This window comes from Sphingomonas pokkalii, from assembly GCF_003096275.1.
In the GTDB taxonomy this organism is placed as follows: Bacteria; Pseudomonadota; Alphaproteobacteria; order Sphingomonadales; family Sphingomonadaceae; genus Sphingomonas; species Sphingomonas pokkalii.
In genome coordinates, this window is sequence record NZ_QENQ01000001.1 from 3,347,279 (window position 1) to 3,364,860 (window position 17,582).

The following is a 17,582-nucleotide window of genomic DNA, read 5'->3' on the forward strand; positions in this document are numbered from 1 at the left end:
CTCCCCTCCGGGGAGAGGGCCGGGGAGAGGGGCAGTCTCTCGCGCCGGCCCGTTATGTGACTCTGGGACTGCCCCTCTCCCAACCCTCTCCCCGGTGGGGAGAGGGCTTTCAGCCCGGCAATTCGAGGATCCGCTTGGCGACGATGTTGAGCTGGATCTCGCTCGTCCCGCCCTCGATCGAATTGGCCTTAGTGCGCAGCCAGGCGCGGGGCTTCGCGCCCTTGGCCGAGGCCTCGCTCTCCCATTCCAGCGCGTCCGATCCGCCGGCGGCCATGATCAGCTCGTGGCGCTGCTTGTTCAACTCGGTGCCGACATATTTCATCATGCTCGGCTGGGCCGGATGGGCGCGGCTGGCCTTGAGCTCGTCGAGGAACCGCTCGGACATCGCCGAGAAGGCGCGCATCCGCACCTCGAACAGCGCGATCTGCGCGCGCAGGATCGGATCGGCGAGCCGGCCCTGGTCGTCGAGCCCGATCGTCGCGATCGCGCCTTCGATCAGCGGGTTGCCGCCCGCGCGGTCGAGGCCCATGCCCGAGATCATCTCGCGCTCATGGCCGAGCAGATACTTGGCGACGTCCCAGCCCTTGTTCTCCTCGTGGACGCGCTGGGACTTGGGCACCTTCACATTGTCGAAGAAGGTTTCGCAGAAAGGCGAGTAGCCGGAAATCAGCAGGATCGGCTTGGTCGAGACGCCGGGCGAGGCCATGTCGAACAGCACGAAGCTGATGCCGCCCTGCTTGGCCTCCTTCGAGGTGCGGACCAGGCAGAAGATCCAGTCGGCCTTGTCGGCATAGCTGGTCCATACCTTCTGGCCGTTGACGACATAATGGTCCCCGGCATCCTCGGCCCAGGTCTGGAGGCCGGCAAGGTCCGAGCCGGCATTGGGCTCGGAATAGCCCTGGCACCAGCGGATCTCGCCGCGCGCGATCTTGGGGAGATGTTCGAGCTTCTGTTCCTCGGTGCCGTATTTGAGCAGCGCCGGCCCGAGCATCGAGATGCCGAAGCTGTTGAGCGGGGTGCGCGCGCCCATCCGCTTCATTTCCTCGCGCAGGATCTTGGTCTCGGCCGGCGAGAGCCCGCCGCCGCCATACTCCGTCGGCCAGTCGGGCACCGTCCAGCCGCGTGTCGCCATCCGGTCCATCCACAGCTTCTGGTCGGGATGCGCCCAGTCGGGATTGCGCCCGCCCCAGACGATGTCCTTCTCGGACCGGATCGGTTCGCGCATGGTCGCTGGGCAGTTCGCCTCCAGCCAGGCGCGGGTTTCCCTGCGGAACGTGTCGAGATCCTGCGTCATATCCTCTCCTCAGACCCCTCTCCCGCCTGCGGGAGAGGGAGGGGCCCGCCGCCGTCAGGCGGTGGGAGGGTGAGGGTGACTCTTGCCTACCTCACGCACCCTCACCCTTCCGGCGCTTCGCGCCTCCCTCCCTCTCCCGCAGGAGGGAGAGGGAAGATCAGGTCACCGGTTGAACTTCTCGCCCTTCTCCGCCTTTTCGCGGAGCAGCGGGGCGACTTCGAAGCCATACTTTTCCAGGCCTTCGACGATCTTCTTCAGGCTTTCAGTGTCGGCCCAGAACATCGGCCCGCCCCGATACGGAGGCCAGCCATAGCCATAGACCCACACCACATCGATGTCGCTCGCCCGCTGGGCCATGCCTTCGGCCAGGATCAGCGCGCCTTCGTTGACCATGGTGTAGAGCGTGCGGACGACGATCTCCTCCTCGGTGATCTCGTGGCTCGGCACGTTCAGCTTGCCGCGCCATTCCTCGATCAGCTCGGCGACGCGCGGGCTGTTCGAGGGCTGGCGCTTCTCGTCATAATCGTAGAAGCCGGCGCCCTTCTTCTGGCCCCAGCGGCCTTCGGCGGCGAGCGCGTCGCGGATATTCTCGATGCGGTTGGGATCACGGTGCCAGCCGATGTCGACACCGGCGAGATCGGCCATCTGGAACGGCCCCATCGGCATGCCGAAGGCGACATGGACCTTGTCGATCTGCTCGGGCGTGGCGCCTTCGAGCAGCATCTTGGTGGCTTCGACCTGGCGCGGCATCAGCATCCGATTGCCGATGAAGCCGTAGCAGACGCCCGCGATCACCGCGACCTTCTTGATCTTCTTGCTGAGCGCCATGGCGGTCGCCAGCACGTCGTCGGCAGTCTTGGCGCCGCGGACGATCTCCAGCAGCTTCATGACGTTGGCCGGCGAGAAGAAGTGCAGCCCCACCACGTCCTGCGGACGGCTGGTGGCGGCGGCGATCTCGTCGATGTTGAGATAGCTGGTGTTCGAGGCGAGGATCGCACCCGGCTTGGCGATTGTGTCGAGCCGACCGAACACGTCCTTCTTCACGTCCATGCTCTCATAGACGGCCTCGATGATCAGGTCGCACTCGGCGAGATCGTCGAAGTTCAGCGTCGGCTTGAGCAGGCCCATCGCCTTCTCGACCTGCTCGGCGGTCATCCGGCCCTTGGCGGCGGTCGCCTCGTAATTCTTGCGCATCACGCCGGTGCCGCGGTCGAGCGCGTCCTGCGCCATCTCGACAATGGTCACCGGCACGCCGGCCGAGAGGAAGTTCATGCTGATCCCGCCGCCCATCGTGCCGGCGCCGATCACGCCGACGCGCTTGATGTCGCGCAGCTGGATGTCGTCGGCGATGCCGTCGATCTTGGCCGCCTTGCGCTCGGCGAAGAAGATGTGGCGGAGTGCCGCCGACTGGGTGCCCATGATCAGCTTCATGAAGCCCATGCGCTCGGCCTGGACGCCCTCGGCATAGGGCTTGCCGGCGGTCTGCTCGATGATGTCGATGATCGTGTTCGGCGCATCGAGCCCGCGGAAGCGCTTGGCGTTGGCCGCGCGGAACTTGGCGAAGGTCTCGGCATCGACGGTGACCGGACGCTCGCTGGAACGCGAGACCGGCTTGCCGATCACCTCGTTGGCGAAGGCGACGGCGTCGGCGAGCAGGCTGTCCTCGCCGGCGAGGCGGTCGACGAGGCCCGCGTCCTTGGCCTGGCTGGCCGAGATCGGATCGCCCTTGGTCGCCATCTCCAGCGCCACCTCGACGCCCGCGACGCGCGGCATGCGCTGGGTGCCGCCGGCGCCGGGGAGGATGCCGAGCTTCACTTCGGGCAGGCCGAACTTCGCCGAGGGCACGGCGATGCGATAATGCGAGGCCAGCGCCACCTCGCACCCGCCGCCGAGCGCGGTGCCGTGGACGGCGGCGATCACCGGCTTGTCGAGTGCCTCGATCTGGTCGACCAGCACCGGCAGCGACGGCTCGGCCATCGCCTTGCCGAACTCGGTGATGTCGGCCCCGGCGAAGAAGGTCTTGCCGGCGCAGAGGATGACGACCGCCTGGATGCTGTCGTCACCCTTGGCTTCCTCGATGCCGGCCTGCAGCCCCTGCCGCACCGCCGCGCCGAGCGCGTTCACCGGCGGATTGTCGGAGGTGAGGATCAGGACAGGGCCCTGACGGCTGGTGGTAATCACTGACATGCAATCGAACTCCTAGTTCGCAATTCCGGCCGGAGCCGGGAGGGGGTGAGGGGCGCTCATCGGGTGAGCGCCGAATAGATCAGCGTCTTCAGCTCGCGCCGGATCGGGTAGAGCATCGACGGAGAAAGCTGGGTCATGAACACCATCGAGATCCGCTCAACGGGGTCGACGAAGAAGGCGGTCGAGTACATGCCGCCCCAGTAGAATTCGCCGACCGAGCCCGGGATCAGCGTCTTGGCCACATCCAGGTTGATCGCGAAGCCCAGCCCGAAGCCGGTGCCGGCATTGGTCGTCTCGCTGAACAGCGCGCGCGACATGGCGGCGAGGTCGCTGCCGCCGGGCAGGTGGTTGGTCGTCATCAGGTCGATCGTTTTCGGCGAGACGATCCGCACCCCGTCCAGTTCGCCGCGGTTCAGCAGCAGGGTGTTGAACCGGTGATAGTCGAGCGCGGTCGACACCAGCCCGCCACCGCCCGAGACCAGCCGGGGGAAGCGCGCCCAGGCCGAGGCCTCGCCGCGATCATAGAGCTCGGGGCCCGTGCCCTCCTGCATCGTCCAGCAGTCGGACAGGCGGTGGATCTTGTCCTCCGGCACCTGGAAGAAGGTGTCGTGCATGCCGAGGGGCGCAAAGATCCGCTCGGCGAAGAAGCGGTCGAGCGACAGGCCGGAGACCCGCGCCACCACCGCGCCCAGCACGTCGGTGGAGACCGAATAGTTCCATGCCTCGCCCGGCGAGAATTCCAGCGGGAGCGTGCCGAGCGCCGCGACGAATTCGTCCAGCGTCAGATTGCCGTGCCAGTTCTCGATCCGGCCTTCTCGATACGCCGCATCGACATTGGTGCGGTTCTGGAAGCTGTAGGTGAGCCCCGACGTATGGCGGAGCAGGTCGACCATCCGCATCGGCTGCGCGGTCGGCTTGGTCAGGAACGGCACCCCGCCGCCGCCGCCGGCATAGACGCCCACGCCCTTCAGCTCGGGAAGAACATGGTGCACCGGGGTGTCAAGCGCGACCAGCCCTTCTTCCACCAGCATCATGAAGGCGAGGCTGGTGATCGGCTTGGTCATCGAGGCGATGCGGAACAGTGTCGATTCGTCCACCGTCGCGCCGCCTTCGCGGGCCGCGCCCTGGTGCGAGAAATGGACGATCCGGCCATTGCGGGCGAGCAGCAGCTGGGCGTGCGGCAGCTTGCCCGAATCGAGATAGCGGGCCTTCAAAAACGCATCGAGCCGCCCCAGCCGGGCGGGATCGAAACCATGGGCGATCGGATCGGCGACTTCCATCGCTAACGGCATACCTCTCGTTCGAATTTGGTTCAATGCACCTTCTCGCGGATGCCCGCTTTCTATTGCCTTGAGCGCGCTGCAAATCAACACTAACGTAGGGCATGGTTGGCTTTCGGGCCAAACCCAAAGTTCAGAATTCGATGGAGAGAGCTGCCTTGACCCTCGAACCGATCGTGCCCTTGCCCCCAGATTGGCCCAAAGCCCCGCTCGCTGTCGTCGACGCACTGCTGACCGCGCCCGGCGCCAAGTTCGAGATGGAGACAGTGGAGATCCGCGGCATTCCCACGCGCGTCTGGAAAAACAGCCCGCCCAACGCTGCGATCCTGGCCCGGCTGGCGCGCGGCTATGGTGATCGCCCCTTCACGGTCTATCAGGACGAGCGGGTCAGCTACGAAGCCAATTATCGCGCGACCTGCCATCTCGCGACCTGGATGCAGGCGCACGGCGTGGCCAAGGGCGACCGCGTCGCGCTGGCAATGCGCAACCTGCCTGAATGGCCGACGATCTTCTTCGCGGCGGTGAGCATCGGTGCGATCCTGGTGCCGCTCAACGCGTGGTGGACCGGCGCCGAGCTCGAATTTGGCATGCAGGATTCGGGCGCCAAGCTGTTGTTCGTCGACGGCGAGCGGCACGAGCGGCTGAAACAATGTTACGCCGCGCTGCCCGATCTGGAACGGGTGGTGGTCAGCCGCGCCTGTTCGCCGCTGGAGGGCGAGGCGGTCGCGCTCGAATCGATTCTCGGCCCCTGCAACAGTTGGGCGGCGCTTGCCGATATCGCCTTTCCAGAGGTGGCGATCGCGCCGGATGACGAGGTCACGCTGTTCTACACCAGCGGCACCACCGGCAACCCCAAGGGCGCGGTGGGCACCCATCGCAACCTGATGACCAACATCCTCACCTCGGGCTATTCGGTGGCGCGCGCGATGCTTCGCCGGGGAGAGGTGCCGCCGCCCGCGCCGCCCTATAAGGTGGGGCTGCTGGTGATCCCGCTGTTCCACGTCACCGCGTGCAGCGCCGGGCTGATGGCGCTGATCGCGGCCGGCGGCACGGTGGTGTTCATGCGCCGCTGGGACGCGACCGAGGCGATGGCGATCATCGAGCGCGAGAAGGTCAACCAGACCGGCGGCGTGCCGACCATCGCCTGGCAGCTGCTCGAACATCCCGAGCGCGCCAACTACGACCTTTCCAGCCTGGAGACGATCTCCTACGGCGGCGCGCCATCGGCGCCCGAGCTGGTGAAGCGCATCTATGAGGAGTTCGGCGCGCTGCCCGGCAATGGCTGGGGCATGACCGAGACGATGGCGACGGTGACCCATCACACCGGCGAGGACTATCTCGCCCGCCCGACCAGCGCCGGTCCGCCGGTGCCGGTCGCCGAGCTCAAGATCATGGACGTCGACGGCACCCGCGAACTGCCGGTGGGCGAGGTTGGCGAGCTCTGGGCCAAGGGGCCGATGATCGTGAAGGGCTATTGGAACAAGCCCGAGGCAACGGCCGAGACGTTTCGTGACGGCTGGGTGCGCACCGGCGACCTGGCGCGGCTGGACGACGAGGGGTTCCTCTATGTCGTCGATCGCGCCAAGGACATCATCATCCGCGGCGGCGAGAATATTTACTCCTCGGAAGTGGAGGACGTGCTCTACGCCCATCCCGCGGTTACCGATGCGGCGCTGATCGGCGTGCCCCATCGCTCGCTGGGGGAGGAACCTGTCGCGGTGGTGCATCTGGCGCCGGGCATGACGGCCAGCGAAGCCGAATTGCAGCAATGGGTCGCCGCCCGAATCGCGGCATTCAAGGTGCCGGTATCGATCCGCTTTTCGCGCGAAACGCTGCCGCGCAACGCCAATGGCAAGATATTGAAAAAGGAACTGCGTGGCATGTTCTTCGGCGAGGCTGCTGCCTGACGGAAACCGTTTCCTCGACTTGATCAGAACCCGTCCGCCCGGTTGCGCCTGCCATTGTGCAGACGCCGCCGCTGTCATTGCCCCGACTGGAGCACGCATCTAGAGTGCGCCCGAAGGGATTGGATGTGGACCAGCGGACGGAAATGATGGGCGAAGGCGAGAATCGGCTGGACTATGCCGATGATCTGTTCGCCACCAATGACGAGGCGGAGGGGGCGGCAGGGCAGATCAGCCTTCGGCGCGATCGCCTGGTCGCCGCCCTGGTGCTGATCGCCGGCATGGGGCTGGTGCTGGCGCTGCCCTTCGCGCTGCAGGCGGGCGCGCGTTTCTTCCTGCCGCTCACCGCGTCGTTGGTGATCGCGATCGCGCTCGTGCCCTTCCTGGAATGGCTGGAACGCCACCGGATGCCGGCACCGATCGCGGCGTTCCTGTGCGTGTTGCTGTTCCTCGCGGCGGCGAACATCGCGCTCGCTTCGATCGTGGTGCCGGCGTGGCAATGGGTGCGACGGCTGCCGGAGAGCATTCCGCAGATCCAGCATAATCTGGAACCGGTGATTCGCTTCTATTCGAACCTCGAGCGGTTCGTGAACAAGACGCTGAACAACTTCGCGTCGGCGCCGGTGCGCCAGACGGTGCCGGTTCCGGCCCAGCCACCGACCTCGCTGATGGATCTGTTCACCACCTCCGCGCCCTCGGCCCTGATCGAGATGTTCTTTGCGATACTCGTCATCTATTTCTTTCTCGCCGGGTGGACGCGGCTGCGGCGCCGGGCGATTACCAGTCGATCGAGCTTCGGCGGTGCGATGGCGACGGCACGGGTGATCCAGGATGTGGTGGACGATACCTCGGCCTATCTGGGCACGATCACGCTCATCAACTTCACGCTCGGCCTGATCGTCGCCGGGGCCCTGTGGCTGATGGGGATGCCGACGCCGCTGATGTGGGGCGGTATCGTCGCGCTGCTCAACTATATTCCCTATATCGGCCCCGTGATCGCCGCGGTGCTGCTCGCGGTGGGGGGGCTGATGACCTATCCCGATATCGGCTGGGCCATGGTGCCGCCCGCTATCATGGTAGGTGCGCATCTGGTCGAAGCGAATCTGGTGACGCCGCTGATCGTCGGGCACCGGCTGACGATCAACCCGATCATGATTCTGATCTCGCTCAGCTTCTGGGGATGGGTTTGGGGCACCACCGGTGCGTTGCTGGCCGTGCCGCTGCTGATCATCATCCAGACCGTGCTGAACGCGGCCGGCAAGCCCGATATCGCGGGATTCCTGTTCGAACACGGCACCTTGGTGCGCGATCCGGGGGAAGTTCGCCGTCGCCGTCGCGCAGACCCCGATCAATCCGGTTGACAGCCCAAATTCGCGCGGCTAGGTGCCGCCTCCTCGCTTGGCTCAAGCGGGTGTAGCTCAGTTGGTTAGAGCGCCGGCCTGTCACGCCGGAGGTCGCGGGTTCGAGCCCCGTCACTCGCGCCACTCGCCATGCGGGATCCCAGATGGAATCCGGCGGCGACTGGCCGTCCAAGATTTCCTCGCTTGGAAGCAAGCGGGTGTAGCTCAGTTGGTTAGAGCGCCGGCCTGTCACGCCGGAGGTCGCGGGTTCGAGCCCCGTCACTCGCGCCATGCGGCGCATCTCCCAGAAAAGAAGCACATGCGCGCTGGCCGGGCCCTTTGCAGGCCCTCCCGTTTCTGCGCTAAGCCGCTGCGATGATCCGCACTTCTGCCCGCGCGCTCGCGCTGCTGCTCGCCCCCATCGCCATCCCCGCCTCGGCCCAGATCGCCGCCGATCCCGCGCGAATCGAACAGACCGTCCGCACGCTCGCCTCCGATTCGTTCGAGGGCCGCGCGCCCGGCACCCGCGGCGAAGATCGCACGCTCGGCTATCTGGTGGCGCGCTTCGAGGCGCTGGGGCTGCAACCCGCCGGTCCGGACGGCCAGTGGCTACAGAAGGTGCCGCTGCTCCACACGCGCCTCGGCACGCCCGCCACGCTGCGGTTCGATGGCCCCAGGGGCGCGATGCCGGTGGAGCAGGCCAGGGACCTCTACGTCTCGACGATTCGGCCCGATGCCGCCGCGCGAATCGCGAACGCGCCGGTGGTGTTCGTCGGCTATGGCGTCACCGCGCCCGAGCGGCAGTGGGACGACTTCAAGGGCGCCGACCTGAAGGGTAAGGTCGCGGTCTTTCTGGTCAACGATCCGGACTTCTCGGCGGACAAGGGCGAGCCGGTCGCCGGCAAGTTCGGCGGCCGGACGATGACCTATTATGGCCGCTGGACCTACAAGTTCGAGGAAGCCGCGCGGCGGGGCGCCGTGGGCGCGCTGATCGTCCATGACACGCCCGGCGCCGGCTATGGCTGGAACGTGGTGATCAGCAGCGGCGGCGAGAATTACGACATCGTCCGCAAGCCCGAGGACCTCACCAGCGTGGCGCTGCAGGGCTGGCTGGAGGGCGGGGCGGCGACGCGCCTGTTCGCCGCGGCCGGGCTGGACCTGGCCAAGCTGCGGGTCGAGGCGCGCAAGGCGAGCTTCCGGCCGGTGCCGCTGGCGGGCGTGCGCTTCACCGCCGACGTGCCGGTGACCGCCGAGCAGGTGGACAGCTATAATGTGCTGGCGAAGATCCCCGGCAGCGAACGGCCCGACGAGGCGGTGATGTTCGGTGCGCACTGGGATGCATATGGGGCGGGGAAGCCCGACGCCAAGGGCCGCATCTACCGCGCGGGCGCCAATGACGACGCGCTGGGTATCGCCGGTCTGCTGGAGATCGCGCGGAGCATGAAGGCAGGGCCGGCGCCCAAGCGCAGCGTCGTCTTCGCGGCCTGGACGGCGGAGGAGCGGGGGCTGCTCGGCTCGCTCTACTACACCCAGCACCCGGTGGTGCCGATGGCCAAGACGGTCGCCAATCTGACGCTCGACATCCTCCAGACCGCGGGCCTCGCCAACGACGTGGTGCTGGTCGGCAAGGGGCAGAACACGCTGGAGGACGACATGGCCCGCGTCGCGGCGACGCAAGGGCGCCGGGTGACACCGGAGGGGCTGCCCGAACGCGGGCTGTTCTACCGCGCGGACCATTTCTCCTTCGCCAAGCAGGGCGTGCCGACGCTGCTGCTGATGGGCATCGCCGGCGCCTCGGACCTCAAGCAGGGCGGGGTGGCGGCCGGGCAGGCGTGGATCGATGCCTATACGGGGCAGTGTTACCACCAGGCCTGCGACGCCTGGGGGCCGGACTGGAACTTGGACGGCGCGGTGCAGGACATCGATTTGCTGGGGACGATCGGCGCGGAGCTGGCGAACGGATCGGCCTGGCCGACGTGGAAGGCGGGGTCGGAGTTCAAGGCGGTGCGGGAGCGGCGCTGAGGCGGGGCCCCTTCCATCGCCGCCGCGCTAGCGGCGTGGTGGAGGGGGCAACCGCCAGCGCCCGGTTTCCATCCAGCGCAGCAACGGCTTGAGCGGTAGAATCCAGACGATTCCCAGCGCCAGGTAGATCAGCGTCTGCACCAGGATCGGCAGGCCGCCGATCTGGCCGGAGAAGCTGGCGACCAGCACCACCCACACCAGGATCAGCCCGATGATCGCCAGCGCGCCGGCGGGTTTGCGCCAGCTGGGGTTCATGGCTCGGAATGGCAGCGCATGCCCTGCTCGGTCACCACGGCGTGCAGGGGGACGTCCCAGATATCGGCGGGCAGGGCGGGAACTTCCTGCGCCGACCACGCGACGCCCACCCGCCACGCCGCCTCGTAGCGGGCGAAGGCGCGGTCGTAGTGGCCGGCGCCCTGGCCCAGGCGGTTAAGACGGGGATCGAAGCCGACCAGCGGCGTCAGGATCACGTCCGGGGCAATCTCGGGCGCGGATTCGTCCGGCTGGCGCAGGCCGAAGGGGCCGGCGACCAGCGGGGCGCCCATCTCCCAGGCAAGGAAGCGGATCGGCGCGGCGCGGTCGATCACGTGCGGCAGCGCAAGCGCGCAGCCGCGCTCGGCGGCGGCGGCGGCAAGCTGGGTGGGATCGGCCTCGCTGCCCACCGGGCAGTAGGTGGCGACGATCATCCCCGGCGTGAGTCGCTCGACAAAGGCCTCGGGCGCGCGGATCGCGGTGCTCGATTGCGCGGCGAACAGGTCGCGCGTGGCGCGCAGTCGGGCGCGGAGGGCGGGCTTGTCGCTCAGCATCGCGAGGTCCTGCAGGGTGTGACGGGAACCACCATGGGCCGTTGGCCTGAATATCCACCGACGCACAGAACGTCAGGTGGGAACCATGTGTTGCAGACCAGGATCTGCACAGGGACAGCTCCCATGGATGAAGATTATAGCCTCAGGGATAATTGCTAAGGCTCGCACCGGGCAGTTCCCGCCACGGTGCCAATCTAGGACGTCGCGGCGCTTTCCTCAAGGGCCAAGGCAACCGCTTCCAGCCGATCGGCGATTCGTTCGAGCAGCATGGGCGACAGATCGTCCTTTGGTCTCGCTTCCGCCTCGTCCAGCGCGTCCGCCAGGATCAGCACCAAATATAGCAGGGTCCGCTCGCTGCCGAGCCCGCCGGCGGCGCGGTGGGCGGTTTCGGCGTGGCGGGCGATGCGGTTCTCGATGTGCCGGAGATGCGGTTCGTCTTCCTCGCGTGCGGAGACGGAATAGCTGCGGCCGGCGATCTGAAGGGTGATTTCGGCCATCAGCCCGCCTCCACCCCGTCGGCATCCGCCCCGGACTCGCCATCGATCTCGCGCGCGATAAGATCGTCGAGATCGGCGATCGCGGTTTCGATGCGTCCACGCAGCTGCGCATGCCGGCGCTCCAGCTGGGCGGCGGCATAGGCGCGTTTGGCGGCGGCGGCTTCGATACGCGCCAGCGCTCGCTCGATCCGGTCTGCTACAAGGTCGGGCATCGCCAAGTCGGATAGCATGGATCGCCGAGTCCACAAGCCTTGGTAGCTGCAACCTATCGCAGCTGTGCGGCGGGCGGACAGTTGACGCGCGCGTTTCCCGCTTCCAAAGGCATCCGCGACGAGACGGGGAATATCAAGTGACAGCATCCTTCGCCGATTGCGCCAATGCCATCCGCGCACTTTCCATGGACGCGGTCGAGGCCGCGAATTCGGGCCATCCCGGTATGCCGATGGGCATGGCGGATGTCGCGACGGTCCTCTTCCAGCGTTATCTGAAATTCGATCCCGCCGATCCCGCCTGGCCCGATCGCGATCGCTTCGTGCTTTCGGCCGGCCATGGTTCGATGCTGCTCTATTCGTTGCTGCATCTCACCGGCTATGTCCGCCCGACGCTGGAAGACATCAAGAACTTCCGCCAGATCGGCAGCCCATGCGCGGGCCATCCGGAGAATTTCGAGCTTGCCGGTGTCGAATGCACCACCGGCCCGCTGGGCCAGGGACTGGCGATGGCGGTCGGCATGGCGATCGCCGAGCGGCACCTGAACGCGACCTTCGGCGACGATCTCGTCGACCACCGCACCTGGGTGATCGCCGGCGACGGCTGCCTGATGGAAGGCATCAACCACGAAGCGATCGGTATCGCCGGCCACCTCAAGCTCAACCGCCTGATCGTGCTGTGGGACGACAACAACATCACGATCGACGGGCCGGTTTCGCTCTCGTCGGTCGAGGATATTCCCGCCCGCTATCGCGCGACCGGCTGGCACGTCGTCGAATGTGACGGGCATGACGAGGCAGACATCGTTCGCGCGCTCGACGAAGCGGTAGCGAGCGACAAGCCGGTGCTGGTCAAGTGCCGCACGCTGATCGGCAAGGGCGCGCCGAACAAGGAGGGCACGTCCAAGGTCCATGGTTCGCCGCTGGGCAAGGACGAAATCAACGCCACCCGCGCCGCGCTCGGCTGGAACCACGCGCCGTTCGAAATCCCGGGCGAGATCCGCGACGCCTGGCTCGAAGCCGGCAGCCGCGGCGCCGCGCCGCACGCTGCCTGGAAGGAACGCCTGGCCGCGCATCCGGATCGCCTCGGCTGGGAACGCCGCGGCGATGTGCAGCCGAACCTGCTCCAGGCGCATGTCCAGCAGCTGCTTGCCAACCCGCAGAAGGTCGCGACCCGCAAGGCGTCCGAGCTGGCGCTGGAGGCGGTCAACGCGATCCTCGACGAGACCATCGGCGGCTCGGCCGACCTTACGGGTTCGAACAACACGCTGACCAAGGGGCTGCAGCGGCTCGACGCCGACAATTATGGCGGCCGCTACATCAACTACGGCATCCGCGAATTCGGCATGGCCGCGGCGATGAACGGCATGGCGCTGCACGGGGGCGTGATCCCCTATGGCGGCACCTTCCTCGTTTTCGCCGACTATGCCCGCGCGGCAATCCGCCTTTCCGCGCTCCAGCACGCCCGCGTCGTCTATGTGATGACGCATGATTCGATCGGCCTTGGCGAGGACGGCCCGACCCACCAGCCGATCGAACATCTGATGAGCCTGCGCGTCATCCCCAATCTCGACGTTTGGCGTCCGTGCGACGTCGTCGAGACCGCCGAGGCCTGGGAAGCCGCGCTTTCGAAGAACGACGGTCCCTCGCTGATTGCGCTCAGCCGCCAGAACTTGCCGCAGCTGCGCAGCGAAGCTGCCGAGAACCGCTCGGCCCGCGGCGCCTATGCGTTGCTGGAAGCGGAAGCGCCGCGCAAGGTGGTGCTGCTCGCAACCGGCTCCGAAGTCGAAGTCGCCGTCGCCGTCCGCGACGCACTCGAAGCCCAGGGCATCGGCGCCGATGTCGTCTCGGTCCCCTGCTTCGAGCGTTTCGATGCGCAGGATGCCGCCTACAAGCGGGACATCCTGCCGGCGGACGCGCTCAAGGTGTCGATCGAAGCCGGCACCACCTTCGGGTGGGAGCGCTACACCGGCACCGATGGGCTGCGTTTCGGCGTGGATAGCTTTGGCGCATCGGGCCCCTATCTACGGCTCTACGAACATTTCGGTCTCACTGCGGGCGCCATCGTGCCCCAGATCCTCGCTAAGCTGAACGGAGAACAGGCATGACGAAGGTTGCGATCAACGGTTTCGGACGGATCGGCCGTCTGGTTGCGCGGGCGATCCTCGAGCGCCCGGAAAGCGGCCTTGAGCTCGTGACGATCAACGACCTGTCGGACGCGAAGTCCAACGCCTGGCTGTTCGCGCGCGATAGCGTCCACGGCAAATATCCGGGCACGGTCGAAGCCGACGGCAACGACATCGTGATCGACGGCAAGCGCATCAAGGTCACCGCCGAGCGTGATCCCGCCAACCTGCCGCACGCCGAGAACGGCGTCGACATCGTGCTCGAATGCACCGGTTTCTTCACCGATCGCGCATCGGCCCAGAAGCACATCGACGCCGGCGCCAAGAAGGTGCTGATCTCGGCCCCGGGCAAGAATGTCGACCTCACCGTCGTCTACGGCGTGAACCATGACAAGCTGGCCGCCGAGCACACCATCGTCTCGAACGCGTCGTGCACCACCAACTGCCTGGCGCCGGTCGCCAAGGTCCTCAACGACGCGATCGGCATCGAGCGCGGCCTGATGACCACGGTCCACGCCTATACCAACGACCAGAAGATCCTCGACCAGATCCACCCGGACCTGCGCCGTGCGCGCGCCGCTGCGATGTCGATCATCCCGACCACGACGGGCGCCGCCCGCGCGGTGGGCGAGGTGCTGCCCGAGCTCAAGGGCAAGCTCGACGGTTCGGCCGTCCGCGTGCCGGTGCCGGACGGCAGCCTGGTCGACCTGACCTTCCAGCCGAAGCGCGACACCACCGTCGAGGAAGTCAACGCGGTGCTGAAGGCGGCGTCGGAGAGCGGCCCGCTCAAGGGCGTGCTGGTCTACACCGCCGATCCGATCGTCTCGGCCGACATCGTGCACACGCCCGCATCGTCGACCGTCGACAGCCTGGAAACCGCGGTGATCGACGGCAAGCTGGTCCGCGTGGTCAGCTGGTACGACAACGAATGGGGCTTCTCGAACCGCATGGTCGACACTGCGACCGTGATGGCCGGGCTCTGATACCAACGTCCTCCTCGCAGGCGGGGAGGACACTTCTACATGCCTCTCCCGCTAGCGGGAGAGGCGGGGGAGGGGAGGACGGATGCATGGCCTGCAGCGCCTCCCATCTTCAAAGCGGCCGTAGCGTCGCTGGGTAGCTCCTCTTCTGTCATCCCGGCGAAAGCCGGGATCCATTCGCCCCCCGGGCGAGGCAGGAGCCACAACGTCCAGGCCAATGGATCCCGGCTTCCGCCGGGATGACGCTGGTGGGGCGGGGGCGGCACGGCGGCCAACGGCACAAGCGCAGGGTGCGAGCGCTCCGCCATCAGGATGCCGCTCGCGCAGATATTCAAACGCGAGGGGTTCAGCATGGCGCGCAGTTTCAAGACGCTCGACGACATGGGCGATATCACCGGCAAGCGGGTGCTGGTCCGCGAGGACCTCAACGTGCCGATGGCCGACGGCAAGGTGACCGACGACACGCGGCTGCGCGCCGCGATCCAGACCGTCGCCGAACTGGCCGACAAGGGCGCCAAGGTGCTGATCCTCGCCCATTTCGGCCGTCCCAAGGGCAATCCCAGCGCGGAGTTTTCGCTGTCGCAGGTGGTTGAGCCCCTGTCGCAGGTGCTCGGCCGCCCGGTCCGCTATATCGACTGGGAAGGCGATGCCGCCGCGGTCGCGACGCTGAACGACGGCGACATCGCGCTGCTCGAAAACACCCGCTTCTTCGGCGGCGAGGAAAAGAACGATCCCGCCGTGGTCGATCGCTTCGCATCGCTCGGCGACCTCTATGTCAACGACGCCTTCTCGGCCGCGCACCGTGCGCACGCCTCGACCGAGGGCCTTGCCCACAAGCTGCCCGCCTTTGCCGGCCGCCAGATGGAAGCCGAGCTCGACGCGCTCGACAAGGCGCTCGGCAATCCCGAGCATCCGGTGGCGGCGGTGGTCGGCGGCGCCAAGGTCTCGACCAAGCTCGACGTGCTCAAGCATCTCGTGGCACGCGTCGATCACCTGATCATCGGCGGCGGCATGGCCAACACCTTCCTCGCCGCCCGCGGCGTCGATGTCGGCAAGAGCCTGTGCGAGCACGACCTGACCGGCACCGCCGAGGAAATCCTCGACGCCGCCGATGCCGCGGGCTGCACCGTCCACCTGCCCTACGACGTGGTGGTGGCGAAGGAATTCCGCGCCAATCCGCCGGTTCGCACCGTCAACGTCCACGAAGTCGCCGCCGATGAGATGATCCTCGATGTCGGCCCGGCGGCCACCGAGGCACTCGCCGACGTGCTCAAGACCTGCAAGACGCTGGTGTGGAACGGCCCGCTCGGCGCGTTCGAGATCCCGCCCTTTGACGCGGCGACCGTCTCGCTCGCCCGCACCGCGGCCGCGCTCACCAAGGAAGGCCAGCTCGTCTCGGTCGCCGGCGGCGGCGATACGGTGGCGGCGCTCAACCAGGCCGGCGTGGGCGGCGAGTTCAGCTTCGTCTCCACAGCAGGCGGCGCCTTCCTGGAGTGGATGGAAGGCAAGGAACTGCCCGGCGTCGCGGCGCTGGCACGCTGACGGCCGAACGGCCCGGCAGCCGATAGCAGGGAGGGGCGGGATGCGGTTGCGCTCCCGCCCTTTTCTTTTCCACGATGCCGCTGCCTGGTCATGATTCGCGCTGCGCGGGTGCAGTCTTGGGTGACCGCGCAAATGGTACCGCGTCAATCCAGACGCTTGTGCGAACCAATACCGTACCAATTTCTTGCCAGGTTATCGAGCTGTTACGCTGCTGCGGAATAAGTTTTGCTCCGCAGCATGTGACCAGCGTTGTCAGCCTTTTCGTAACCAATCGCCCGCGATAGGGACCCGCTCGACATCACCATTGAGGGGAACATCATGGGCATCACGCCGGCCGTCAAAGCGATCCTCGACAAGTACGGCTCCGACAATCCTGGGGTGAAGGCGAACCTTGCGCGCATCCTGATGCAGGGCCGGCTCGGCGGCACGGGGAAGCTGATCATCCTGCCGGTCGACCAGGGCTTCGAACACGGTCCGGCGCGCAGCTTCTCGGTCAATCCCGACGCCTATGATCCCCATTACCACTTCCAGCTGGCGATCGATGCGGGGCTTTCCGCCTATGCCGCGCCGCTGGGCATGATCGAGGCGGGTGCAGACACCTTTGCCGGCCAGATTCCGACCATCCTCAAGGTCAACAGCTCCAACAGCTGGGCGACCGGCATCGACCAGGCGGTGACCGGCGGTGTCGATGATGCGCTGCGGCTCGGCTGCTCGGCGATCGGCTTCACCATCTATCCGGGCGCCGACGGCGTGTTCGAGATGATGGAAGAGATCAAGGAAATGCGCGCCGAGGCCGCTTCGGTCGGCATCGCCACGGTGATCTGGTCCTATCCGCGCGGCGGCAAGCTCAGCAAGGACGGCGAACTCGCGCTCGACGTCGGCGCCTATGCCGCGCACATGGCGGCGCTGCTGGGCGCACACATCATCAAGGTGAAGCTGCCGAGCAACCATGTCGAGCAGGCCGAGGCCAAGAAGCTGTACGAGGGCACCGACTGGTCGGCCCAGGGTGACCGCGTGCGCCATGTCGTGCAGAGCTGCTTCGCCGGCCGCCGCATCGTCGTCTTCTCGGGCGGCGCCGCCAAGGGGGCCGATGCGGTGTACCAGGACGCCCGCGACATTCTCGCCGGCGGCGGCAACGGCTCGATCATCGGCCGCAACACCTTCCAGCGTCCGCGCGCCGAAGCGCTGGCGATGCTCGACAAGCTGGTCGCGATCTACAAGGGCGAGGAGGCCTGAAACCTGCCCCGGCGGCGCCGACGGGGTTCTCCCCGGACGGCGCCGCCGTATAACTGCCGCGGCGCCGTGCGCCGTACCCGCTGCTTGACCCCGACGGACAGGGGGTGGAAGGCCAGCCGCCAAAGGCGGTAGAGTTCCGCCCGATTTCAGCAGCGGAGT

Annotated in this window: 14 protein-coding genes, 2 tRNA genes and 1 other RNA gene; 9 read left to right on the forward strand and 8 right to left on the reverse strand. The window is 67.0% G+C overall.

Going from position 1 to position 17,582, the window contains the following annotated elements; genetic code table 11:
- Positions 1–109: 109 nt before the first annotated feature.
- The 3 genes from DD559_RS15355 to DD559_RS15365 all read right to left on the reverse strand — a co-directional run bounded on the left by DD559_RS15355 (position 110) and on the right by DD559_RS15365 (position 4,761).
- Entirely contained in the window at positions 110–1,294 is a 1,185-nt protein-coding gene (locus DD559_RS15355; RefSeq protein WP_116469958.1) for an acyl-CoA dehydrogenase family protein, read from the reverse strand.
- 162 nt (positions 1,295–1,456) lie between these two features.
- Positions 1,457–3,481: a 3-hydroxyacyl-CoA dehydrogenase NAD-binding domain-containing protein gene (locus DD559_RS15360; protein ID WP_116469959.1), complete on the reverse strand. Its 2,025-nt coding sequence runs from the start codon at positions 3,479–3,481 to the stop codon at positions 1,457–1,459.
- A gap of 56 nt (positions 3,482–3,537) precedes the next feature.
- On the reverse strand, positions 3,538–4,761 hold the full coding sequence (locus DD559_RS15365; RefSeq protein WP_240610290.1) for a serine hydrolase domain-containing protein: 1,224 nt from the start codon (positions 4,759–4,761) through the stop codon (positions 3,538–3,540).
- A 143-nt stretch (positions 4,762–4,904) separates the two neighbouring features.
- On the opposite strand from DD559_RS15365, the gene DD559_RS15370 reads away from it, so the two are divergent.
- The 5 genes from DD559_RS15370 (at position 4,905) to DD559_RS15390 (ending at position 10,027) form a co-directional block, all read left to right on the forward strand.
- Complete coding sequence (locus DD559_RS15370) at positions 4,905–6,668, forward strand: class I adenylate-forming enzyme family protein (protein ID WP_116469961.1); 1,764 nt, start codon at positions 4,905–4,907, stop codon at positions 6,666–6,668.
- 146 nt (positions 6,669–6,814) lie between these two features.
- Positions 6,815–8,026 (forward strand): AI-2E family transporter, encoded by a 1,212-nt coding sequence (locus tag DD559_RS15375; RefSeq protein ID WP_438270424.1) that lies wholly within the window; start codon positions 6,815–6,817, stop codon positions 8,024–8,026.
- 46 nt (positions 8,027–8,072) lie between these two features.
- Positions 8,073–8,149: transfer RNA gene (locus DD559_RS15380), tRNA-Asp, on the forward strand.
- A 70-nt stretch (positions 8,150–8,219) separates the two neighbouring features.
- Positions 8,220–8,296 (forward strand) — tRNA-Asp (locus tag DD559_RS15385).
- 84 nt (positions 8,297–8,380) lie between these two features.
- Positions 8,381–10,027: a M28 family metallopeptidase gene (locus tag DD559_RS15390; RefSeq protein ID WP_116469963.1), complete on the forward strand. Its 1,647-nt coding sequence runs from the start codon at positions 8,381–8,383 to the stop codon at positions 10,025–10,027.
- A gap of 27 nt (positions 10,028–10,054) precedes the next feature.
- Here DD559_RS15390 and DD559_RS15395 read toward each other — a convergent pair whose 3' ends face one another.
- From DD559_RS15395 to DD559_RS15415, 5 genes are all read right to left on the reverse strand, one after another.
- Complete coding sequence (locus DD559_RS15395; RefSeq protein ID WP_116469964.1) at positions 10,055–10,282, reverse strand: DUF2842 domain-containing protein; 228 nt, start codon at positions 10,280–10,282, stop codon at positions 10,055–10,057.
- Positions 10,279–10,833 (reverse strand): 5-formyltetrahydrofolate cyclo-ligase, encoded by a 555-nt coding sequence (locus tag DD559_RS15400; protein ID WP_206364513.1) that lies wholly within the window; start codon positions 10,831–10,833, stop codon positions 10,279–10,281. The genes DD559_RS15395 and DD559_RS15400 overlap by 4 nt, the downstream gene beginning before the upstream one ends.
- Before the next feature lie 21 nt (positions 10,834–10,854).
- Positions 10,855–11,014, reverse strand: a non-coding RNA gene (gene ssrS / locus DD559_RS15405) — 6S RNA.
- 13 nt (positions 11,015–11,027) lie between these two features.
- Entirely contained in the window at positions 11,028–11,330 is a 303-nt protein-coding gene (locus DD559_RS15410) for a cell division protein ZapA (protein WP_116469965.1), read from the reverse strand.
- The gene (locus tag DD559_RS15415; protein WP_240610291.1) at positions 11,330–11,542 is read right to left on the reverse strand and encodes a hypothetical protein; all 213 of its coding nucleotides are present in this window, start codon (positions 11,540–11,542) and stop codon (positions 11,330–11,332) included. Before DD559_RS15415 ends, DD559_RS15410 begins: the two co-directional genes overlap by 1 nt.
- Positions 11,543–11,679: 137 nt before the next feature.
- On the opposite strand from DD559_RS15415, the gene tkt reads away from it, so the two are divergent.
- The 4 genes from tkt (at position 11,680) to DD559_RS15435 (ending at position 17,423) form a co-directional block, all read left to right on the forward strand.
- Complete coding sequence (gene tkt / locus DD559_RS15420) at positions 11,680–13,647, forward strand: transketolase (protein ID WP_116469967.1); 1,968 nt, start codon at positions 11,680–11,682, stop codon at positions 13,645–13,647.
- A complete protein-coding gene (gene gap / locus DD559_RS15425; RefSeq protein WP_116469968.1) occupies positions 13,644–14,648 on the forward strand; it encodes a type I glyceraldehyde-3-phosphate dehydrogenase in 1,005 nt (334 codons plus the stop codon). The genes tkt and gap overlap by 4 nt, the downstream gene beginning before the upstream one ends.
- A gap of 348 nt (positions 14,649–14,996) precedes the next feature.
- Complete coding sequence (locus DD559_RS15430) at positions 14,997–16,187, forward strand: phosphoglycerate kinase (protein ID WP_116470946.1); 1,191 nt, start codon at positions 14,997–14,999, stop codon at positions 16,185–16,187.
- 318 nt (positions 16,188–16,505) lie between these two features.
- Complete coding sequence (locus tag DD559_RS15435) at positions 16,506–17,423, forward strand: class I fructose-bisphosphate aldolase (RefSeq protein ID WP_116469969.1); 918 nt, start codon at positions 16,506–16,508, stop codon at positions 17,421–17,423.
- Positions 17,424–17,582: the final 159 nt, after the last annotated feature.